Below are 16,433 nucleotides of genomic sequence, written 5' to 3' on the forward strand. Positions count from 1 at the left end.
GGACACTGGTCGGCAACGTAAACGCGAAGGGGTTTGACGATGGACGAGCAGTCGGGCATGTACGAGCTGGAGTTCCCGGCCCCGGTGGTGTCCGCGCACGACGGCAGCGGCCCGGTGCTGGTGCACGGCCTGGAGGGCTACTCCGACGCAGGTCATGCCGTGAAGCTCGCGACGACGCACCTGCGGGAGAGCCTGGAAACCGAACTGGTCGCGTCGTTCGCGGTGGACGAGCTGATCGACTACCGGTCCCGGCGACCCACGATGACGTTCACGGCGAATCACTTCACCGACTACGACGCCCCCGAGCTCAACCTGTACGCGGTCCGGGACACCGAGGGCACCCCGTTTCTGCTGCTGTCCGGGTTGGAACCGGACCTGAAGTGGAATCGGTTCACCACCGCCGTCCGGCTGCTCGCCGAGCAGCTCGGCGTCCGCCGCACGATCGGGCTCAACGCGATCCCGATGGCGGTGCCGCACACCCGGCCGATGGGAGTGACCGCGCACTCGGCGAACCCGGATCTGGTCGGCGAGAACGAGGGCTGGCCCGGCGATCTGCGCATCCCGGGCAGCGCGTCCTCGCTGTTGGAGCTGCGGATGTCCCAGCACGGGCACGAGTCGATGGGCTACTCCGTGCACGTGCCGCACTACCTGGCACAGGCCGACTACCCGGCGGCGGCGGAGACGCTGCTCGAACGCGTCGGCGAGGCGGGCGGGCTGGTGCTGCCGCTGGCCGCGCTCGGCGAGGCAGCGGCCCGCGTCCGGGAACAGGTCGACGCCCAGGTGAACGGGAACGAGGAGGTCGAGTCGGTGGTGCGGGCGCTCGAGCGCCAGTACGACAGCTATGTGACCGCGCAGGAACAGCAGTCGAGCCTGCTGGCGACGGAGAGTGAGCTGCCGAGTGGGGACGAGCTTGGCGCCGAGTTTGAGCGCTTCCTCGCCGAGCTCGACGCCGACGGTGACGCCCCCGACCAGGGCGGCGAGCCCGGCGAGCGCAACATGTGAATCCGTTTTACAGTTATCCGGCGCGCACAGGAGTTCATCTATACGATCGTCCAGATCATCGACTGGGTAGGTCGGCCAACGAAATACCGGCCGACGGACGACAGGAGCGAGACATGGGCGGAGACCGCACCCGCGCACTGCGCACGGTTCCGGACACCGAACCGCGGCTGTCGTTCCGGACCGTGCACGGGTATCGACGCGCGTTCCGGATCGCGGGCAGCGGACCTGCCCTGCTCCTCATTCACGGGATCGGCGACAACTCCGCGACGTGGAACGAGGTCATCCCGCACCTGGCGAAGAACTTCACGGTGATCGCGCCGGATCTGCTCGGGCACGGCCGCTCCGACAAGCCCCGTGCCGACTACTCCATCGCGGCATACGCGAACGGCATCCGGGACCTGCAGACCGTCCTCGGATTTGACCGAGCAACGGTGGTCGGGCATTCCCTCGGCGGCGGGGTGGCGCTGCAGTTCGCGTACCAATTCCCGCAGATGGTCGAGCGTCTGGTCGTCGTCGCCCCCGGCGGTGTCACCAAGGACGTCAACCCGGCGCTGCGGTTCGCGTCGCTGCCGATCGCGAACGAGGCGATGCGCCTGCTTCAGGTCCCCGGTGCGCTCACCCTGATCGGGGCGCTCGGGCAGATCGCCGACCAGCTCTACCGCGGCCCGTTCCGCAGCGTCGCCCTCTTCCACGACGCCCCCGACCTGGTGCGGGTGCTGCGTTCCCTGCCCGATCCCACCGCGAGGGACGCCTTCCTGCGGACCCTGCGCGCCGTCGTGGACTGGCGCGGGCAGGTGGTGACGATGCTGGACCGGTGCTACCTGACCGCGGACCTCCCGGTGCAGATCATCTGGGGTGACCGGGACGCCGTCATCCCCGTGAGCCACGCGCACCTCGCGCACGCCGCGCTGCCGCACTCGCGGTTGGAGATCTTCCCCGACAGCGGCCACTTCCCGTTCCACGACGACCCGATCCGCTTCCTGCAGGTGGTGGAGGACTTCGTCGCAACAACCCGTCCGCTGGAGTTCGACCGCGACCGATGGCGGCAGACGCTCCTCGACGGCGTCGGCGAATCGAGCATCGCCGGGTCCAGCGCGGCCAGGGAGGCGGTCCTCGACGCGATGGGGGCGGACGAGCGCAGCGCGACCTGACCGGTCCCTACGCGGAAGGGAGCGACCATGCTGTCCTGGATCGGACTCGCGCTCGCCTGGGTCGGAGCGCTGGGCATCCTCGGGATCGGCATCGCCTATCTCGCCAAGAACGCGGGCAACGCCGCCGGATTCGGCCTTCCCACCAGCCTCGCACCCGAGGCCCGCGGCTGGTGGCAGGTGAAGGGCATTCGGGACGCCACCACCGGAATCCTGGGGATCGTCTTCATTCTCGCCGCCCGCGACCAGCTTGCACTCCTACTCCTGGTGCTGGCCCTGATCCCGCTCGGGGACATGGTCATCGTGCTCGCCAACGGGGGAAACCGGAAGTCCGCGTACGGAATCCACGGGGCAACCGCGGTCGCGATGCTGGTTGCCGCCGGACTGCTCACCGTCTGACCCCTCAAGCGAGGAACGAGGCGAGCGTCGAGTACGCAGCCAGGGCCCCTCCGGCGACCGATAGCCTGTACCGGTGCTCCTTTCCGATCTGATCCCCGACTCCCCCGACGCCGACTCGCTCTTCGATGCCTTCGCGGGGTGGGCGTCCGGGCGCGGGCTGACGCTCTACCCGGCGCAGGAGGAGTCGCTGATCGAGATCGTGTCCGGCGCGAACGTCATCCTGTCCACCCCGACCGGGTCCGGGAAGTCGATGGTCGCGATCGGAGCGCACTTCGCGGCCCTCGCGGACGGCCGCCGCACCTTCTACACCGCGCCGATCAAGGCCCTGGTCAGTGAGAAGTTCTTCGCGTTGTGCGAGGTGTTCGGCGCCGAGAACGTCGGCATGATGACCGGCGACGCGTCGGTGAACTCGCAGGCACCGATCGTGTGCGCGACCGCGGAGATCGTCGCGAACCTGGCGTTGCGGCAGGGCGCCGACTCGGACATCGGCCAGGTGGTGATGGACGAGTTCCACTACTACTCGGAGCCGGACCGCGGCTGGGCATGGCAGGTTCCGCTGATCGAACTGCCGAACGCGCAGTTCCTGCTGATGTCCGCGACCCTCGGCGATGTTTCCTTCTTCCGTGACGACCTGACCCGCCGCACCGGGCGGCCGACGACCGTGGTCGGGGGCACGCAGCGGCCGGTGCCGCTGACGTTCTCGTACGCGAAGTCGCCGATCGGCGAGACCATCGAGGAACTCGTCACCACCCACCAAGCGCCGGTGTACGTGGTGCATTTCACCCAGGCCGCCGCGCTGGAACGCGCGCAGGCGTTGACGAGCGTCAACATGTGCTCGAAGGAGGAGAAGGCCGCGATCGCCGAGGCGATTGGCGCGTTCCGGTTCACCACCGGTTTCGGCAGGACGCTGTCGCGGCTGGTGCGGCACGGCATCGGCGTCCATCACGCGGGCATGCTGCCGAAGTACCGGCGCCTGGTCGAACGGCTCGCGCAGGACGGACTGCTCAAGGTCATCTGCGGCACCGACACCCTCGGCGTGGGCATCAACGTCCCGATCCGCACCGTGCTGATGACCGGACTCACGAAGTACGACGGCACCCGCACCCGACACCTGCGGGCCCGCGAGTTCCACCAGATCGCCGGGCGCGCAGGCCGGGCCGGGTTCGACACGATGGGCACCGTGGTGGTGCAGGCACCCGAGCACGAGATCGAGAACCACCGCCTGGTCCTCAAGGCGGGCGACGATCCGAAGAAGCTCAAGAAGATTCAGCGCAAGAAGCCGCCGGAGGGGTTTGTGTCGTGGGGTGAACCGACGTTCGAGCGGCTCGTCGCGGCTGCCCCCGAACAGCTCGTCTCCCGGTTCCGGGTGTCGAATTCGATGCTGCTCAACGTGATCGCCCGGCCCGGCAACTGCTTCACCGCGATGCGGCATCTGCTCGAGGACAGTCACGAGGCGCGGCCGAAGCAGTTGGGGCACATTCGGCGGGCCATCGCCCTGTACCGGGGGCTGCTGCAGGCCGGGATCGTCGAGCAGCTCGACACGCCGGACGAGAACGGCTCGTGGGCCCGCCTGACCGTCGACCTGCAGCGGGACTTCGCCCTGAACCAGCCGCTGTCCCCGTTCGCGCTGGCCGCGATCGACCTGCTCGACTCCGGCGCGGTCACCTATGCGTTGGACGTGGTGTCGGTGATCGAATCGACGCTCGACGATCCGCGGCAGATCCTGATGGCGCAGCAGCATTCCGCCCGCGGCGAGGCCGTGCAGCAGATGAAGGCCGACGGCATCGAGTACGAGGAGCGGATGGAGCTCCTCGAGGACGTCACCTGGCCGAAGCCGCTCGAGGAACTGCTCTACCCCGCCTTCGAGACCTACCGCGGCGGGCATCCGTGGGTGTCGGAGTTCGCGCTGTCCCCGAAGTCAGTGGTGCGGGACATGATCGAGAAGGCGATGACGTTCGCGGACCTGGTCGGCCACTACGGGCTGGCCCGGTCCGAGGGGCTGGTGCTCCGGTACCTCGCCGACGCCTACCGCGCGCTGCGGCAGACGGTGCCGGAGTCGGCGCGCACCGAGGAGTTCGACGACCTCGTCGAGTGGCTCGGCGAGCTGATCCGGCAGGTGGACTCGTCGCTGCTCGACGAGTGGGAGCAGCTGACGAACCCGGGCGTCGAATCCGACGACCAGCAGGTCGCGTTCGGCGCCGACATCCCGCGCCCGGTCACGGCGAATGTCCGCGCGTTCACCGTGATGGTCCGCAACGCGATGTTCAAACGGATCGAACTGGCGTCGCGCCGCCGGTGGGAGGTGTTGGCGGAGTTGGGTGACGGGCTCGACGCCGACGACTGGGCCGACCTGATGGAGCTGTACTTCGACGAGTACGCCGAGATCGGCACCGGCCCCGACGCCCGCGGCCCGCAGCTGTTCACCGTCACCCGCGAGGCGGACCTGTGGCGGGTGCGTCAGACCATCGCCGACCCGAACGGCGACCACGGCTGGGCGCTGCTCGCCGAGGTGAACCTCGCCGAGTCCGACGCCGCAGGCGAGGTGGTGTTCGACGAGTTCGAGGTGGTCGAGGGGTAGCAGGCGAGCGGCGCGACCGCGTCAGTTCGGCCCGTAACTGTCCTGCCTGGGCCCGTAGCTGTCCTGCTTCGGGCCGTAGTCGCTGCGGTCCGGTCCGTAGCTGTCCTGCTTCGGGCCGTAGTCGCTGCGATCGGGTCCGATCTGATTGGTGGTCGGCGCGGGCGGCGGAACCTCGGTGGTCTCCGGGACCGGCTCCGGGGCTGGCGCCTCCGGGACCGCGGCGACGGCGGGCTGCGGTGGCTCCCACTGCTCCGCGGTCGGTTCCGGTTCGGCCTGTTGCGTCGGCGCCGCCGCCGGTTCCGGGGTCGGACCGATCCCGGCCAGGCCCCCGGCGATCACCAGATCCGCGACGAAGTCGGCGGGGGTTCCGGTGCCCTGCACGACGGCGGAGTCGCCTGCCTCGAGATCGGTGACGGCGTCGCCGCGCAGCGTCACCACGCGGGTGCCCGGCGTGGTCCGGACGTTGACCCGGGTGCCGTCGGCGGTCCGCAGCACGAACGACGTCCCGCTGACGGTGTCGAGCGTGCCGGACGACGCGAGGAACTGCCCCGGACCTGGCACCGGCGCGGGAGTCGTCGTCGGAGCGGCCGCCGCGGCGGCGGGCGCGGGCGCGGATCCCGACCCGCCGGACCCGACGAGGTAGCCGGCGAACGCACCGACGACCAGCGCGGCCACCGAGGCGCCAGCGAGCACCGCCGCGCGCCGCCGTGACCCGCTGCCCGGTTCCGGCGCCGCGGTCGCCGACGCAGCCGGGGCCGGGGCAGCCGGGATCGGGGCAGCCTGCGCCTGGGTGGTCGGCAGGTCACTCGTCGGCACGTAGTTGGTCGGCACGTCGCTCGTCGGCGCGTAGCTGGTCGGCACGTCGCTCGTCGGCACATGGCTCGTCGGCATCTGGCTCGTCGGCACCGGCTGCGCGGCATCCACGCGCGGAATCACCTCGGTTGGATCCGAACTCATGTCATGCGGGTTCGACACGGGTGGAGCTCCTCATCACTGGTGACGGTCTCACTTCGGACGTGACCGGGTGCTCCCGGGCACGGACGGCTACATCGGCCCCCTGCCGGGGCGTGTTACTCGCCGAAAGGTCAGTCCTGCGGGTGCAGGATCGGCTTCGCGCGCCGCTGCTGACGGTTCGACGCCTCCCGCTGCGCCGCCTGCTGCTCGCGAATCCGCTTGTCCTCCTTGCGGACCTCGACGAGGTTGGCGCGCTCGGCGACCAGCCAGTCCGGCTGGTCGGCCAGCAGCGCGTCGATCTGCTCGGTGGTCAACGCCTCGGCGACGCCGCCGCGCGTGAGTCCGGCGATCGTGACACCGAGCTTCGCGGCGACGACATTCTTCGGGTGCGGGCCGTCGGCACGCAGGTCCTGCAGCCACTGCGGCGGGTTCGCCCGCAGGTCTGCGAGCTCCTCGCGGGAGACGACGCCGTCACGGAACTCGGCGGGGGTCGCCTCGAGGTACACGTCCAGCTTCTTCGCGGCTGTCGCCGGCTTCATCGTCTGGGGTGTCTTCTGCGCACTCATGGGTCAAGGGTATCGACCGGTAATCTGGCGGAATGACCGAGCCCGCCCCCTCCGCCCCGTTCCGGCTCGCGTACGTGCCCGGCGTCACCCCCGCCAAGTGGGTGCGGATCTGGGGCGAACGCATGCCGGACGTCCGCCTCGAACTGGTCGCGGCGACCGAGTCCGCCGCCCCGACGCTGCTCCGGGACGGTGGCGCGGACGCGGCCCTGGTGCGGTTGCCGATCGACAGCGGCGAGCTCAGCGTGATCGCGCTGTACGAGGAGACACCGGTCGTGGTGGTGCCGAAGGACCACGTGGTCACCGCCGCCGACGCGGTGTCGACCGCGGACCTGACCGATGAGATCGTGCTGCATCCGCTCGACGACATGCTCGAGTGGGCGGTGCGGCCGGGGACGGCGGCCGGGCACCGTCCCGACACCATCGCCGATGCGGTCGAACTGGTCGCGGCCGGTGTCGGCGTGCTGGTGGTGCCGCAGTCCCTGGCGCGGCTGCACCATCGCAAGGATCTGACGTACCGGACGGTCACCGACGCGCCGGTCTCCCCCGTCGCGCTGGCCTGGCCCGCCGCCCGGACGACGGACCTGGTCGAGGAGTTCGTCGGCATCGTCCGCGGCCGCAGCGTCAACAGCTCGCGTGGCCGCGGCGCACCCGAGCCGGCACCGAAGCGCACCGCGTCGCAGAAGTCCGCGGCCAAGCAGGCCGCCCGGGTCGCGGCGGGCAAAGTCCCGCCGCAGAAGCCGAAGCCGAAGCAGAAGCCGAAGCGCGGCAGGCGCTGACGCGCCCGTGAGTCCTTCTGGCCCACACCGGGACCGAAAAGACTCACGGGCGCCGCAGGCGCCTACACGGACAGGATCATCGCGATGCCCTGGCCGCCGCCGCCGCAGAGGGCCGCGGCGCCGACACCGCCCCCGGCGGCCTTGAGCGAATGCGCCAGCGACAGCGCGATCCGGGCACCGGACATGCCGACCGGGTGCCCGACCGCGATCGCGCCGCCGTGGATGTTCACCTTGTCGGCGTCGACACCGAGCTGACGGATCGACGCGATCGACACACCGGCGAACGCCTCGTTGATCTCCAGCAGGTCGAGGTCCGCGACCGTGGTCTCGCCGTCCCGCTTGAGCGCGGCCTCGATCGCGTTCGCCGGCTGGTGCAGCAGCGAGGTGTCCGGTCCTGCGACCAGTGCGTGCGCCCGGATCTCGGCGAGCCATTCGATGCCGCGGGCCTCGGCGACGTCCTTGCGCATGACCACGACGGCGGCGGCGCCGTCGGACAGCTGCGACGACGCGCCCGCGGTGATGGTGCCGTCCTTCGCGAACGCCGGGCGCAGCTTGCCGAGGGACTCGACGGTGGTCGCCTCGCGGATGCCCTCGTCGGCGGACACGGTGACGGTGCCCTTGCGGGAGGCGATCTCCACCGGCGCAATCTCGGCGGCGAACGCGCCGGAGGCGGTGGCCTCGGCGGCGAGGCGGTGTGAGCGGGCCGCGAACTCGTCCTGCTCGGCGCGGGTGATGTTCTCCGACGCCTGGTAGCTCTCGGTGGAGGCGCCCATCGAGACCCCGTCGAACGCGCACACGAGCGCGTCGCGGTCGAGGGCGTCCTCAAAGCCGGTGGAACCGTACTTCAGGCCCTGACGGGCGCCGCGCACCAGGTAGGGGGCGTTGGTCATCGATTCCATGCCGCCGGCGACGACGACGTCCGCGGCGCCGGTCGCGATCAGCCGGTCGGCCTGCATGATGGCCTCAAGCCCGGACAGGCACAGGTTGTTCACGGTGGTGGCGGGCACGGTCATCGGCAGGCCCGCGGCGACCGCCGCCTGCCGCGCCGGGTTGGGGCCGACACCGGCCTGCACGACGGTGCCCATGACCACGGCGTCGACGCCGTCGGTTCCGACGCCCGCACGCTCGATCGCGGCGGCGATCGCTCGGCCGCCGAGGTCCGCCGCCGTCAGCGACGCCAACGCGCCGGACAGCTTGCCGATCGGGGTCCGCGCCCCCGCAACGATGACACTGGTGCTCACGCCTGTTCTCTCCTTCGTCGCTCCCTCGAAGCCGTCGCCGACCCGAGCGCCGCACGTCACGCGCGTGCTTCGTCCATCCTTCCATCCGCGTCGCACCCGCGGGCGCCTGCCACCGCCCGTCGATCACGGTCCGCGGCGGGGGCGCCGTCAGAAGCGGATCCCGGCGGGCGCGATCGAGGTGATCAGGTCCGCGAGCCGCTCGTATGCCTCGACCCGACTGCTCGACGCCCGGAACACCAGGCCGACGGTGCGGCCGGGGGCGGGGGCGGCGAATCGCGCGGTCGCGAGGCCGCCGCGGGCGGCCTCGACCGCCACCGCCGACGCGGGCACCAGGGTGACACCGAGACCGCCCGCCACGCACTGCACGACGGTGGTCAGCGAGGTGGCGCGGGTGTCCCCCGCGATCGGGTGGGCGTCCACCGAGCGGCACAGGTCGAGGGTCTGATCGCGCAGGCAGTGGCCCTCGTCGAGCAGCAGCAGGGGCAACTCGTCGAGCGCCCCCGGTGCCAGGTCGGCGCGCCCGGCCAGCTCGTGCCCCGGCGGCACCACCAACACGAATTCCTCGGTGTACAGCGGCATCTCGGCCATCCCGGACGCCTCCGACGGTAGTGCGAGGACGGCGACGTCGAGGTCACCGGAGCGGAGGGCGTCGAGAAGGCGGGCGGTCTGGTCCTCGACCACCTGCGGGGTGACCGCGGGCAGTTCGGCACGCAGCGCGGGCAGCAGGGCGGGCAGCACGTAGGGGGCGATCGTCGGAATCAGCCCGATCCGCAACGGTCCGGACAACGCGTGACCGACCCCGGCTGCCGTCGCGACGAATCCGTCGGCGGCGTCCAGGATCTGCTTGGCCTGCGCGAGCAGGGTCTCCCCCGCGGGGGTGACCAGGACCCGGCGGGTGCTGCGTTCGATGAGCTGCACACCGAGACCGTTCTCGAGCGCCGCCAGCGCCTGCGAGAGTGTGGGCTGACTCACACCGAGTCGGGTTGCGGCGGTGCCGAAGTGGCGACATTCGGCGACCGCGACGAAGGCACGCAGCTGCGACAGTGTCGGTTGATAAGTCTGATCGGGCACGCCTATCAGTGTAGTGACTTCTATCGCCTTTACCTTTTGAAGGGTTTCGGGCAGACTGGAGTCACCCCAGAAAGACGCGCTCGATCGCGGACGAAATCCAGCACAGGAGGACAGAACACACATGGCTCTGCTGACCATCGGCGACCAGTTCCCGGCGTACAACCTCAAGGCCGTCATCGGCGGCGACCTGTCCAAGGTCGACGCGCAGCAGCCCGACGACTACTTCACCCAGATCACGAGCGACGACTACGCGGGCAAGTGGCGGATCGTCTTCTTCTGGCCGAAGGACTTCACCTTCGTCTGCCCCACCGAGATCGCCGCCTTCGGCAAGCTCAACGAGGAGTTCGCGGACCGCGACGCGCAGGTGCTCGGCGCCTCCGTCGACAACGAGTTCGTGCACTTCCAGTGGCGCGCACAGCACGAGGACCTCAAGACCCTCCCCTTCCCGATGCTCTCGGATCTCAAGCGTGAGCTGGCCGAGGCCACCGGCGTCCTGAACGCCGACGGCGTCGCGGACCGCGCCACCTTCATCATCGACCCGAACAACGAGATCCAGTTTGTGTCCGTGACCGCCGGGTCCGTCGGCCGCAACGTCGACGAGGTCCTGCGCGTCCTCGACGCCCTGCAGTCCGACGAGCTGTGCGCCTGCAACTGGAAGAAGGGCGACCCGACCATCGACGCCGGCGCCCTGATGACCGAGGGCGTCTGACCATGAGCATCGAGAACCTGAAGAACTCCCTCCCCGAGTACGCCAAGGATCTCAAGCTCAACCTGGGCTCGCTCGCACGCTCGACCGAGCTCACCGAGCAGCAGCTGTGGGGCACGTTCCTCGCGGCGGCCGCGGCAACCAAGTCGGCGACCGTGTTGCGTGAGGTCGCCGAGGAGGCCGCCGACGTGCTGTCGGCGGAGGCGTACAACGCCGCGCTCGGTGCCGCGTCGATCATGGGCATGAACAACGTCGCCTACCGGGCCAAGGGCTACCTGGGCGACGACTACGCCCAGGTGCGGATGGGTCTGCGGATGAACATCATCGGCAACCCCGGTGTCGACAAGGTCGACTTCGAGCTGTGGAGCCTCGCGGTCTCCACGATCAACGGTTGCGAGCACTGCACCGTTGCGCACGACGCCGTCGTGCGCAAGGAGGGGCTGACCAAGGAGCAGGTCTTCGAGGCCGTCAAGGTCGCCGCGACCCTCCAGGGTGTCGCGCAGGCCGTCGCGGTCTCCGAGTCCCTGGCCGGGACGACCGCCTAGTCTCCCCCGCACCACGAAAGGTGCCCTTCGCGTGGACCGTTACGCGAAGGGCACCTTTCGTCGTCCCATCCGGCGGTATCGTTTGACAATGAGCATTCAGGTAGATGTGGTCCGGGTGTTCACCGATCCCGATGGGCGCCACGGGAATCCGCTCGGTATCGTCGACGCGGCCGCGGTACCGCCACCGGACAGACAGCGGGTGGCCGCCGACCTCGGGTTCAGCGAGACGATCTTCGTCGATCTGCCCGACCCGACGGCCACCTCCGCGACCGCCCAGATCTTCACCCCGGCAGCCGAAATCCCCTTCGCGGGTCACCCGACCGTAGGGCTGTCGTGGTGGCTGCGCGAACGCGGACTCCCGGTGGACACCCTCGAGGTGCGGGCCGGGCCGGTCGCCACCCGCACCGCCGACGGGTACACGTGGGTGCGGGCGAAGCCCGACTGGGCACCGGAGTTCACCCTGCACTGCCAGCCGGACAGCGCCGCCGTCCACGCCGTCGCCGCATCGAGCTTCGGCGACGGCCACCACTACGTCTGGGCGTGGGCGGGCGAGGGCGCGATCCACGCGCGCATGTTCGCCCCCGCGCTCGGCGTTCCCGAGGACGAGGCCACCGGCGCCGCCGCGGTCCGCATCACCGAGCACCTGCGGAGGGGCCTGCACATCACGCAGGGGCGGGGGTCGAAGATCGTCACCCGGCGCAGCCCGGACGGCTGGATCGAGGTCGGCGGCCGGGTGCAGCGCGACCGCCCGGTGACCGTGTGAACGGTCGCCGGGCGGTCGATGCTCGGTGGGCGGTCGCGCCGCCCCGCCGGATCAGGACAGCGTGAGGGTCTGCCCCGGGAAGATCAGGTCGAGGTTCTGCACCTGCTCGGCGAAGACCGACAGGTCGACCCCGTGCTCGGCGGCGATCTGCGAGAGGGTGTCACCGACCTGGACGACGTAGGTCGACGCCCCGAGCGTCTGCACCGGCGCGGACTCGGCGATCTGCGCCGCGACCTGCTGAACCGGGCTCGGGGCGGGCGTCTCCTGGACCGGGGCCTCCTGGACGGGCTCGGCGACGTCCGAGACACCCGTGGTCAGGTACTGGCCGCACACCGGCCAGGCGCCGACGCCCTGCCCGGCGAGCACGTTCTCCGCGACGCGGATCTGCTCGGCCTTGCTGGCGTTGTTGGCACTGCCCGCGCCGCCGTAGGCGTTCCAGGTGCTCTGCGAGAACTGCAGGCCGCCGTAGTAGCCGTTGCCGGTGTCGATCGACCAGTTGCCGCCGCTCTCGCACTGCGCGACGCCGTCCCAGTTGTGGGTGGCTGCCGAGGCGGTGCCCGCGCTCAGCGCCATCGGAACGGCGGCGAGGGCGGCGGTGGCGGCGACGGCGCCGAGGGCGCGCTTGGGGGTGAAGCGAGTCATTCGGGTGAATCCTCTCCTTGCCGCCGGGGTCCGGACTCGCGCGCCGTCATCGGCGCCCCGCGAGTGTGTGTCCGGCCCGCTCCTGTCCCGGGGAAGTTGGTGGCGTCCGACCCGCGGGACAGGATCTGGCGGTAGCGGGTCGGCGGTAGCCCGGTTGATTCGAGCTGAGATGACCGTAGGCGACGATCACAAGAAGGTCACGGCCCGCGTGTTGCCGCCACATCTGACACAATTGCTGCTATATAACGCGTTCCCCGCAGGGCATCGTGCAGATTTCAACCAGAACCAACCGGTCGGTCCACCCGCGGAGTGTGGCGACCGACACGCACAGAAAGTGATCCGCGTCACTCAAAATGTCCGATTCGCGACCCGGGTCAGGGCGTGCGCGCCGCCCCCGCGGCCAGATCCGCCGCGCTGAGGGACACCGCGATCTCGTCGCCCAGCCGCACCCCGTCGGCGAGGGGCAGCCGATCCCCGCTCCAGAACTTCCCGGGGTCGTACCAGTTGGTCCGCCGCCGATCGGTGAGCAGACCCATCGACTCGTAGGTCTGCGCGACGACCTCCGCGCAGTACGCGCTCTCGATCCCGGCCGCCGCTCGCTGACCGGCACGGCGGGTCGGCCTGCGGAGCGCAGGCAGGCGGCCCCCGACCCACCGGGACGCCAGCCGCGCCGTCGACGGGAAGGACGCCCCGTTCAGTCGGGCGATCGTCCGCAGGAGCTCGTTCTCCTGCTCCCGCGTCACCGGGGTCTCCAGCTGACGCAGCCACCCCCGCTGCCCGTACCGCGCGCCCCACACCTGCACCGCGGCGCGCAGGTCGTGCAGTTGCACCCCACGCTGGTACCGGCCCGTCCACATGTCCTGCAGCGAATGCCCCAACTCGGCGTGCCACATCAGTGGCGGCAGGTCATCGAGGACGACGGACATCCCGACATGATTGACCGGGCTGTTTGTCAGCGTCTGGATGGCGCGGTCCGCGCCGGCGCGGCCCCGAAAGATCCAGATGTCCCCGGTGCGGGTGGCGTCGACCGCCACGTCGAGGCTGACCTGCGATTCGTGCATCCGCCGACTCATCCCCCTAGGTTAGAGCGATGAACCCGCGCCACCTGTGGAAGCTCATCGGCCTCGCCGGTGTGGTCGGCGTCGCGGCGACCGGCGCCCTCACCGTCCGCGCCGAACGCAAGCGCCGCGCCTACACCCCCGACGAGGTGCGGGCCCGGCTACACACCCGGTTCGCGCAGGCCGCCGGGGACGCCGACCGGCGCCCGAAGGTTGAGCTCGCCCCCGTCAAATCCACTCTCCGCCAACGCCTGAGGCGCCTGCGGCGCCTGCGGCGCCTGTGAGTACTTCTGGCCCCCAGACGGACCAGAAGTACTCACAGGCGGCGGAGCCGCCTACCCCAGGGCGGAGCGGACGCCGGCCGCCATTTCCGCGACCTGCTCGTCGGTCATCACGAACGACGGGGAGAACTGCATGGCACCGACCCCGGCGGCGCGCCCGGAGATGCCGTGCTCGCGGAGCGTCTTCACGAACGGCAACGCCTCCGCCGGGTCCGCGAGCTGAACTGCGGCGACGGCACCGAGCCCGCTGCGCACCTCCTGCACCCGCGGATGGTCGGCGAGCGGCGCGAGGTGCTCGTGCAGCGAGACCTCCAGCCGCTTCGACTCGGCGAGCAGGTTCTCCCGCTCGATGATCTCCAGGTTCGCCAGCGCCGCGGCGGCCGCCCCCGCGTGCCCGCCGTAGGTGTAGCCGTGCCGCCACCACACCCCGCCCGCGAAGAACGGCTCGGCGACGCGGGGCGCAACGAAGACCGCCCCCATCGGCACGTACCCGGACGTCAAGCCCTTCGCGGTGGTGATCAGGTCCGGCTGCAGGTCGAACCGGGTGGACGCAAACCAGGATCCGCCGATCCGGCCGAAGCCGGTGACCACCTCGTCGACGACGAACAGAATGTCGTGGTCGCGGCAGATCTCCCGCACCTCGGCGAGGTAGCCGTCCGGCGGCAGATAGATGCCGCCCGCACCGATGATCGGCTCACAGAAGAAGGCCGCGATCGTGTCCTCGCCCTCCCGCTCGATCAGCTCAAGCAGACTCTTCGCGTCGTCCCAGCCGACGGTGCGGGCGTCGGGCATCAGCTCGCCGTAGTTCTCGCGGTTGACCGGGATGCCGGCCAGCGCGGTCCCCGCGACGTGCATGCCGTGGTAGGCCTTCTGCCTGCCGACGACGATCCGCTTGCCGGGCCTGCCCAGCTCGTGCCAGTAGCGGCGGGCGAGCTTCGCCGCGGTGTCCACCGAATCGGATCCGCCCGAGGTGAAGAAGACCTTGCTGCCGGGCACCGGGGCGATCTCGGCGAGCTTGTCCGCAAGGGCGATCGTCGTCTCCGGCGCGAAGTCGCCGAAGTTCGAAAAGTGCGCCACCGTCGACAACTGTGCCGCGACCGCGTCCGCAATCTCGGTGCGCCCGTGTCCGACGTTGGTGAACCACAGGCCCGCCGTCGCATCGAGGTACCGGTTGCCCTCGGCGTCCCAGATGTACGCGCCCTCACCACGACTGACCACGAAGGCCCCGTCCCGGTGCACCGCCCCCATGTCCGCGAACCCATGCCACAGCGAACCGCTCGTACTCATTGCTCGACCTTCCTGTCGACTCCCGCGTCGGATGCCGGGACCGTTCGATCACCGTATCGCCAGCGGGCGCCGAGCCGCCCGGCGACGTTGACGGCAAGGCTGATGAGCAGGAACGCCACCACCAGGACGACCAGTCCGATCGCCATCTGCAGCGGGCCCTGCTGGCGCGGGTCGATGAACGGGTACGGATACCAGGCCACGATCGGGCCGCGGATCAGCGTGTACACCCCGTAGAGGACCGGGAACCACACCCACGTCATCGCCGTCGCGTCGCTGATCCGCCTGCGCGCCGGAAACACCACCCAGTCGAGGAGGATCACCAGGGGCATGACCCGGTGCACGACGTCGTTCGTCCACTGCCCCTGGCCACCGACGTCGACGTTCGCCAGCAGCACCGCGTACACGATGCCGGTGATGACCATGTAGACGGTGACGGCGCCGCGGAATGACTGCCAGCGTTCGCCCTGCGGGTCGATCACCGCGCCGACCGCAAGGACGACCACGGCCAACACGTTGCTCAGGACGGTGAAGTAGCTGAAGTAGCTGACCAGGTCGAAATCGGGTTCGCCCGCCTCGTGGATCGGCAGCCACGCGAGGGCCACCGCGCCGAGCACGGCGAGGGCGACGCGCAGGACTCGGACCGCGGGAGGCGTGTGGGGGCAGGCAGGCCGCGGCGTCGAGCTGGCCGTGCCGTGACTTGCGGTCGTCATGCCGACTCCGTGGTTTCGTTGCTCCCGATCTCGTCCGAGGTCGACCGAGGCACGTCGTCACCGGTGCGCCAGCGCCCGGCCAGGCGCCCGGACACGTTGACCGCCAACGCCATCAGCACGAACGCCAGCAGCAACACCACCAGCCCCACCGCCATCTGCAGGTAGCCCTGCGCGCGCGGGTCGATGAATGGGTACGGGTACCAGTCCACGAACGGACCCCGGACCAGGGTGTACACGCCGTAGACCAGGGGGAACCACAGCCAGGTCAGTGCCTGCCTGTCGGAGATCCGCCCTCGCGGTGGGTTGAGCACCCAGTCCAACAGCAACACCAGCGGAAGGTACCGGTGCATCGTGTCGTTGATCCACTTGTCGTTCAAGGTGACGTCGATGTTCGACAGCAGTACCGCGTAGATGATTCCGGTGATGACCATGTACAGGGTCGCGGCGCCGCGGAAGAGCTGCCACCGTGTCGACTGCGGGTCGACCAGGCCGCCGACGAGCAGGGCGATCACCCCGAGCACGTTGCTCAGCACGGTGAAGTAGCTGAAGTAGTTCGCCACCGAGAACGCGGCATCACCCACGTTGCGGAGCGGAATCCAGGCCAGCGCGACAACGCCGAGAACTGCGAACGCGAGCCGCAGGACGCGGACGTAGGGACGCGTGTGGGGGTAGGCCGACTGCGCGGCGACGTCGCTCACCGGCAGAT

The 16,433-nt window shown here is 70.2% G+C and carries 18 protein-coding genes; 9 read left to right on the plus strand and 9 right to left on the minus strand.

From position 1 onward, the window contains the following. Positions 1-39 precede the first annotated feature (39 nt). From ACFWQG_RS16750 to ACFWQG_RS16765, 4 genes are all read left to right on the plus strand, one after another. Positions 40-1,002 carry a PAC2 family protein gene (locus ACFWQG_RS16750; RefSeq protein ID WP_378508757.1) on the plus strand — a complete coding sequence of 321 codons (963 nt, stop codon included), beginning with the start codon at positions 40-42 and terminating at the stop codon, positions 1,000-1,002. Positions 1,003-1,115: 113 nt separating this feature from the next. Further along, entirely contained in the window at positions 1,116-2,153 is a 1,038-nt protein-coding gene (locus ACFWQG_RS16755; protein ID WP_378508758.1) for an alpha/beta fold hydrolase, read from the plus strand. A gap of 27 nt (positions 2,154-2,180) precedes the next feature. Then, a complete protein-coding gene (locus tag ACFWQG_RS16760) occupies positions 2,181-2,549 on the plus strand; it encodes a DUF4267 domain-containing protein (RefSeq protein ID WP_378508759.1) in 369 nt (122 codons plus the stop codon). A gap of 73 nt (positions 2,550-2,622) precedes the next feature. Next, a complete protein-coding gene (locus ACFWQG_RS16765) occupies positions 2,623-5,127 on the plus strand; it encodes a DEAD/DEAH box helicase (protein WP_378508760.1) in 2,505 nt (834 codons plus the stop codon). A gap of 21 nt (positions 5,128-5,148) precedes the next feature. Here the strand turns inward: ACFWQG_RS16765 and ACFWQG_RS16770 are convergent, their stop codons facing one another. Beyond that, a complete protein-coding gene (locus ACFWQG_RS16770; protein ID WP_378508761.1) occupies positions 5,149-6,084 on the minus strand; it encodes a hypothetical protein in 936 nt (311 codons plus the stop codon). 128 nt (positions 6,085-6,212) lie between these two features. Beyond that, complete coding sequence (locus ACFWQG_RS16775) at positions 6,213-6,647, minus strand: DUF5997 family protein (protein WP_378508762.1); 435 nt, start codon at positions 6,645-6,647, stop codon at positions 6,213-6,215. Positions 6,648-6,679: 32 nt separating this feature from the next. Between ACFWQG_RS16775 and ACFWQG_RS16780 the strand changes: the two genes are divergently transcribed. Next, positions 6,680-7,423 carry a LysR substrate-binding domain-containing protein gene (locus ACFWQG_RS16780; RefSeq protein WP_378508763.1) on the plus strand — a complete coding sequence of 248 codons (744 nt, stop codon included), beginning with the start codon at positions 6,680-6,682 and terminating at the stop codon, positions 7,421-7,423. A gap of 62 nt (positions 7,424-7,485) precedes the next feature. On the opposite strand, the gene ACFWQG_RS16785 is transcribed toward ACFWQG_RS16780, so the two are convergent. Further along, positions 7,486-8,664: an acetyl-CoA C-acyltransferase gene (locus tag ACFWQG_RS16785; RefSeq protein ID WP_378508764.1), complete on the minus strand. Its 1,179-nt coding sequence runs from the start codon at positions 8,662-8,664 to the stop codon at positions 7,486-7,488. Between the two features lie 147 nt (positions 8,665-8,811). Further along, positions 8,812-9,735 (minus strand): LysR substrate-binding domain-containing protein, encoded by a 924-nt coding sequence (locus ACFWQG_RS16790; protein ID WP_378508765.1) that lies wholly within the window; start codon positions 9,733-9,735, stop codon positions 8,812-8,814. 121 nt (positions 9,736-9,856) lie between these two features. Between ACFWQG_RS16790 and ACFWQG_RS16795 the strand changes: the two genes are divergently transcribed. The 3 genes from ACFWQG_RS16795 (at position 9,857) to ACFWQG_RS16805 (ending at position 11,749) form a co-directional block, all read left to right on the plus strand. Continuing rightward, positions 9,857-10,444: a peroxiredoxin gene (locus ACFWQG_RS16795; protein WP_378508766.1), complete on the plus strand. Its 588-nt coding sequence runs from the start codon at positions 9,857-9,859 to the stop codon at positions 10,442-10,444. A gap of 2 nt (positions 10,445-10,446) precedes the next feature. Then, positions 10,447-10,986 carry a carboxymuconolactone decarboxylase family protein gene (locus tag ACFWQG_RS16800; RefSeq protein WP_378508767.1) on the plus strand — a complete coding sequence of 180 codons (540 nt, stop codon included), beginning with the start codon at positions 10,447-10,449 and terminating at the stop codon, positions 10,984-10,986. A gap of 88 nt (positions 10,987-11,074) precedes the next feature. Further along, positions 11,075-11,749, plus strand: a complete 675-nt coding sequence (locus ACFWQG_RS16805; RefSeq protein WP_378508768.1) for a PhzF family phenazine biosynthesis protein — start codon at positions 11,075-11,077, stop codon at positions 11,747-11,749. Between the two features lie 51 nt (positions 11,750-11,800). Here ACFWQG_RS16805 and ACFWQG_RS16810 read toward each other — a convergent pair whose 3' ends face one another. Next, positions 11,801-12,391, minus strand: a complete 591-nt coding sequence (locus ACFWQG_RS16810; protein ID WP_378508769.1) for a transglycosylase family protein — start codon at positions 12,389-12,391, stop codon at positions 11,801-11,803. Positions 12,392-12,765: 374 nt separating this feature from the next. Further along, on the minus strand, positions 12,766-13,464 hold the full coding sequence (locus ACFWQG_RS16815; RefSeq protein WP_378508770.1) for a hypothetical protein: 699 nt from the start codon (positions 13,462-13,464) through the stop codon (positions 12,766-12,768). Positions 13,465-13,481: 17 nt separating this feature from the next. Here ACFWQG_RS16815 and ACFWQG_RS16820 point away from each other — a divergent pair, with 17 nt between their 5' ends. Next, on the plus strand, positions 13,482-13,733 hold the full coding sequence (locus ACFWQG_RS16820; RefSeq protein WP_378508771.1) for a hypothetical protein: 252 nt from the start codon (positions 13,482-13,484) through the stop codon (positions 13,731-13,733). A gap of 51 nt (positions 13,734-13,784) precedes the next feature. On the opposite strand, the gene ACFWQG_RS16825 is transcribed toward ACFWQG_RS16820, so the two are convergent. Genes ACFWQG_RS16825 through ACFWQG_RS16835 form a run of 3 tightly spaced genes read right to left on the minus strand, consistent with a single transcriptional unit; the run spans position 13,785 to position 16,425 of the window. Next, positions 13,785-15,017, minus strand: a complete 1,233-nt coding sequence (locus ACFWQG_RS16825; protein ID WP_378508772.1) for an aspartate aminotransferase family protein — start codon at positions 15,015-15,017, stop codon at positions 13,785-13,787. Then, positions 15,014-15,727 carry a Pr6Pr family membrane protein gene (locus ACFWQG_RS16830; RefSeq protein WP_378508773.1) on the minus strand — a complete coding sequence of 238 codons (714 nt, stop codon included), beginning with the start codon at positions 15,725-15,727 and terminating at the stop codon, positions 15,014-15,016. Before ACFWQG_RS16830 ends, ACFWQG_RS16825 begins: the two co-directional genes overlap by 4 nt. Then, complete coding sequence (locus tag ACFWQG_RS16835) at positions 15,724-16,425, minus strand: Pr6Pr family membrane protein (RefSeq protein WP_378508774.1); 702 nt, start codon at positions 16,423-16,425, stop codon at positions 15,724-15,726. Before ACFWQG_RS16835 ends, ACFWQG_RS16830 begins: the two co-directional genes overlap by 4 nt. Between the last annotated feature and the right edge of the window lie 8 nt (positions 16,426-16,433).

The sequence above is a fragment of the Rhodococcus sp. NPDC058532 genome (assembly GCF_042719255.1).
Lineage (GTDB): Bacteria > Actinomycetota > Actinomycetes > Mycobacteriales > Mycobacteriaceae > Rhodococcus_G.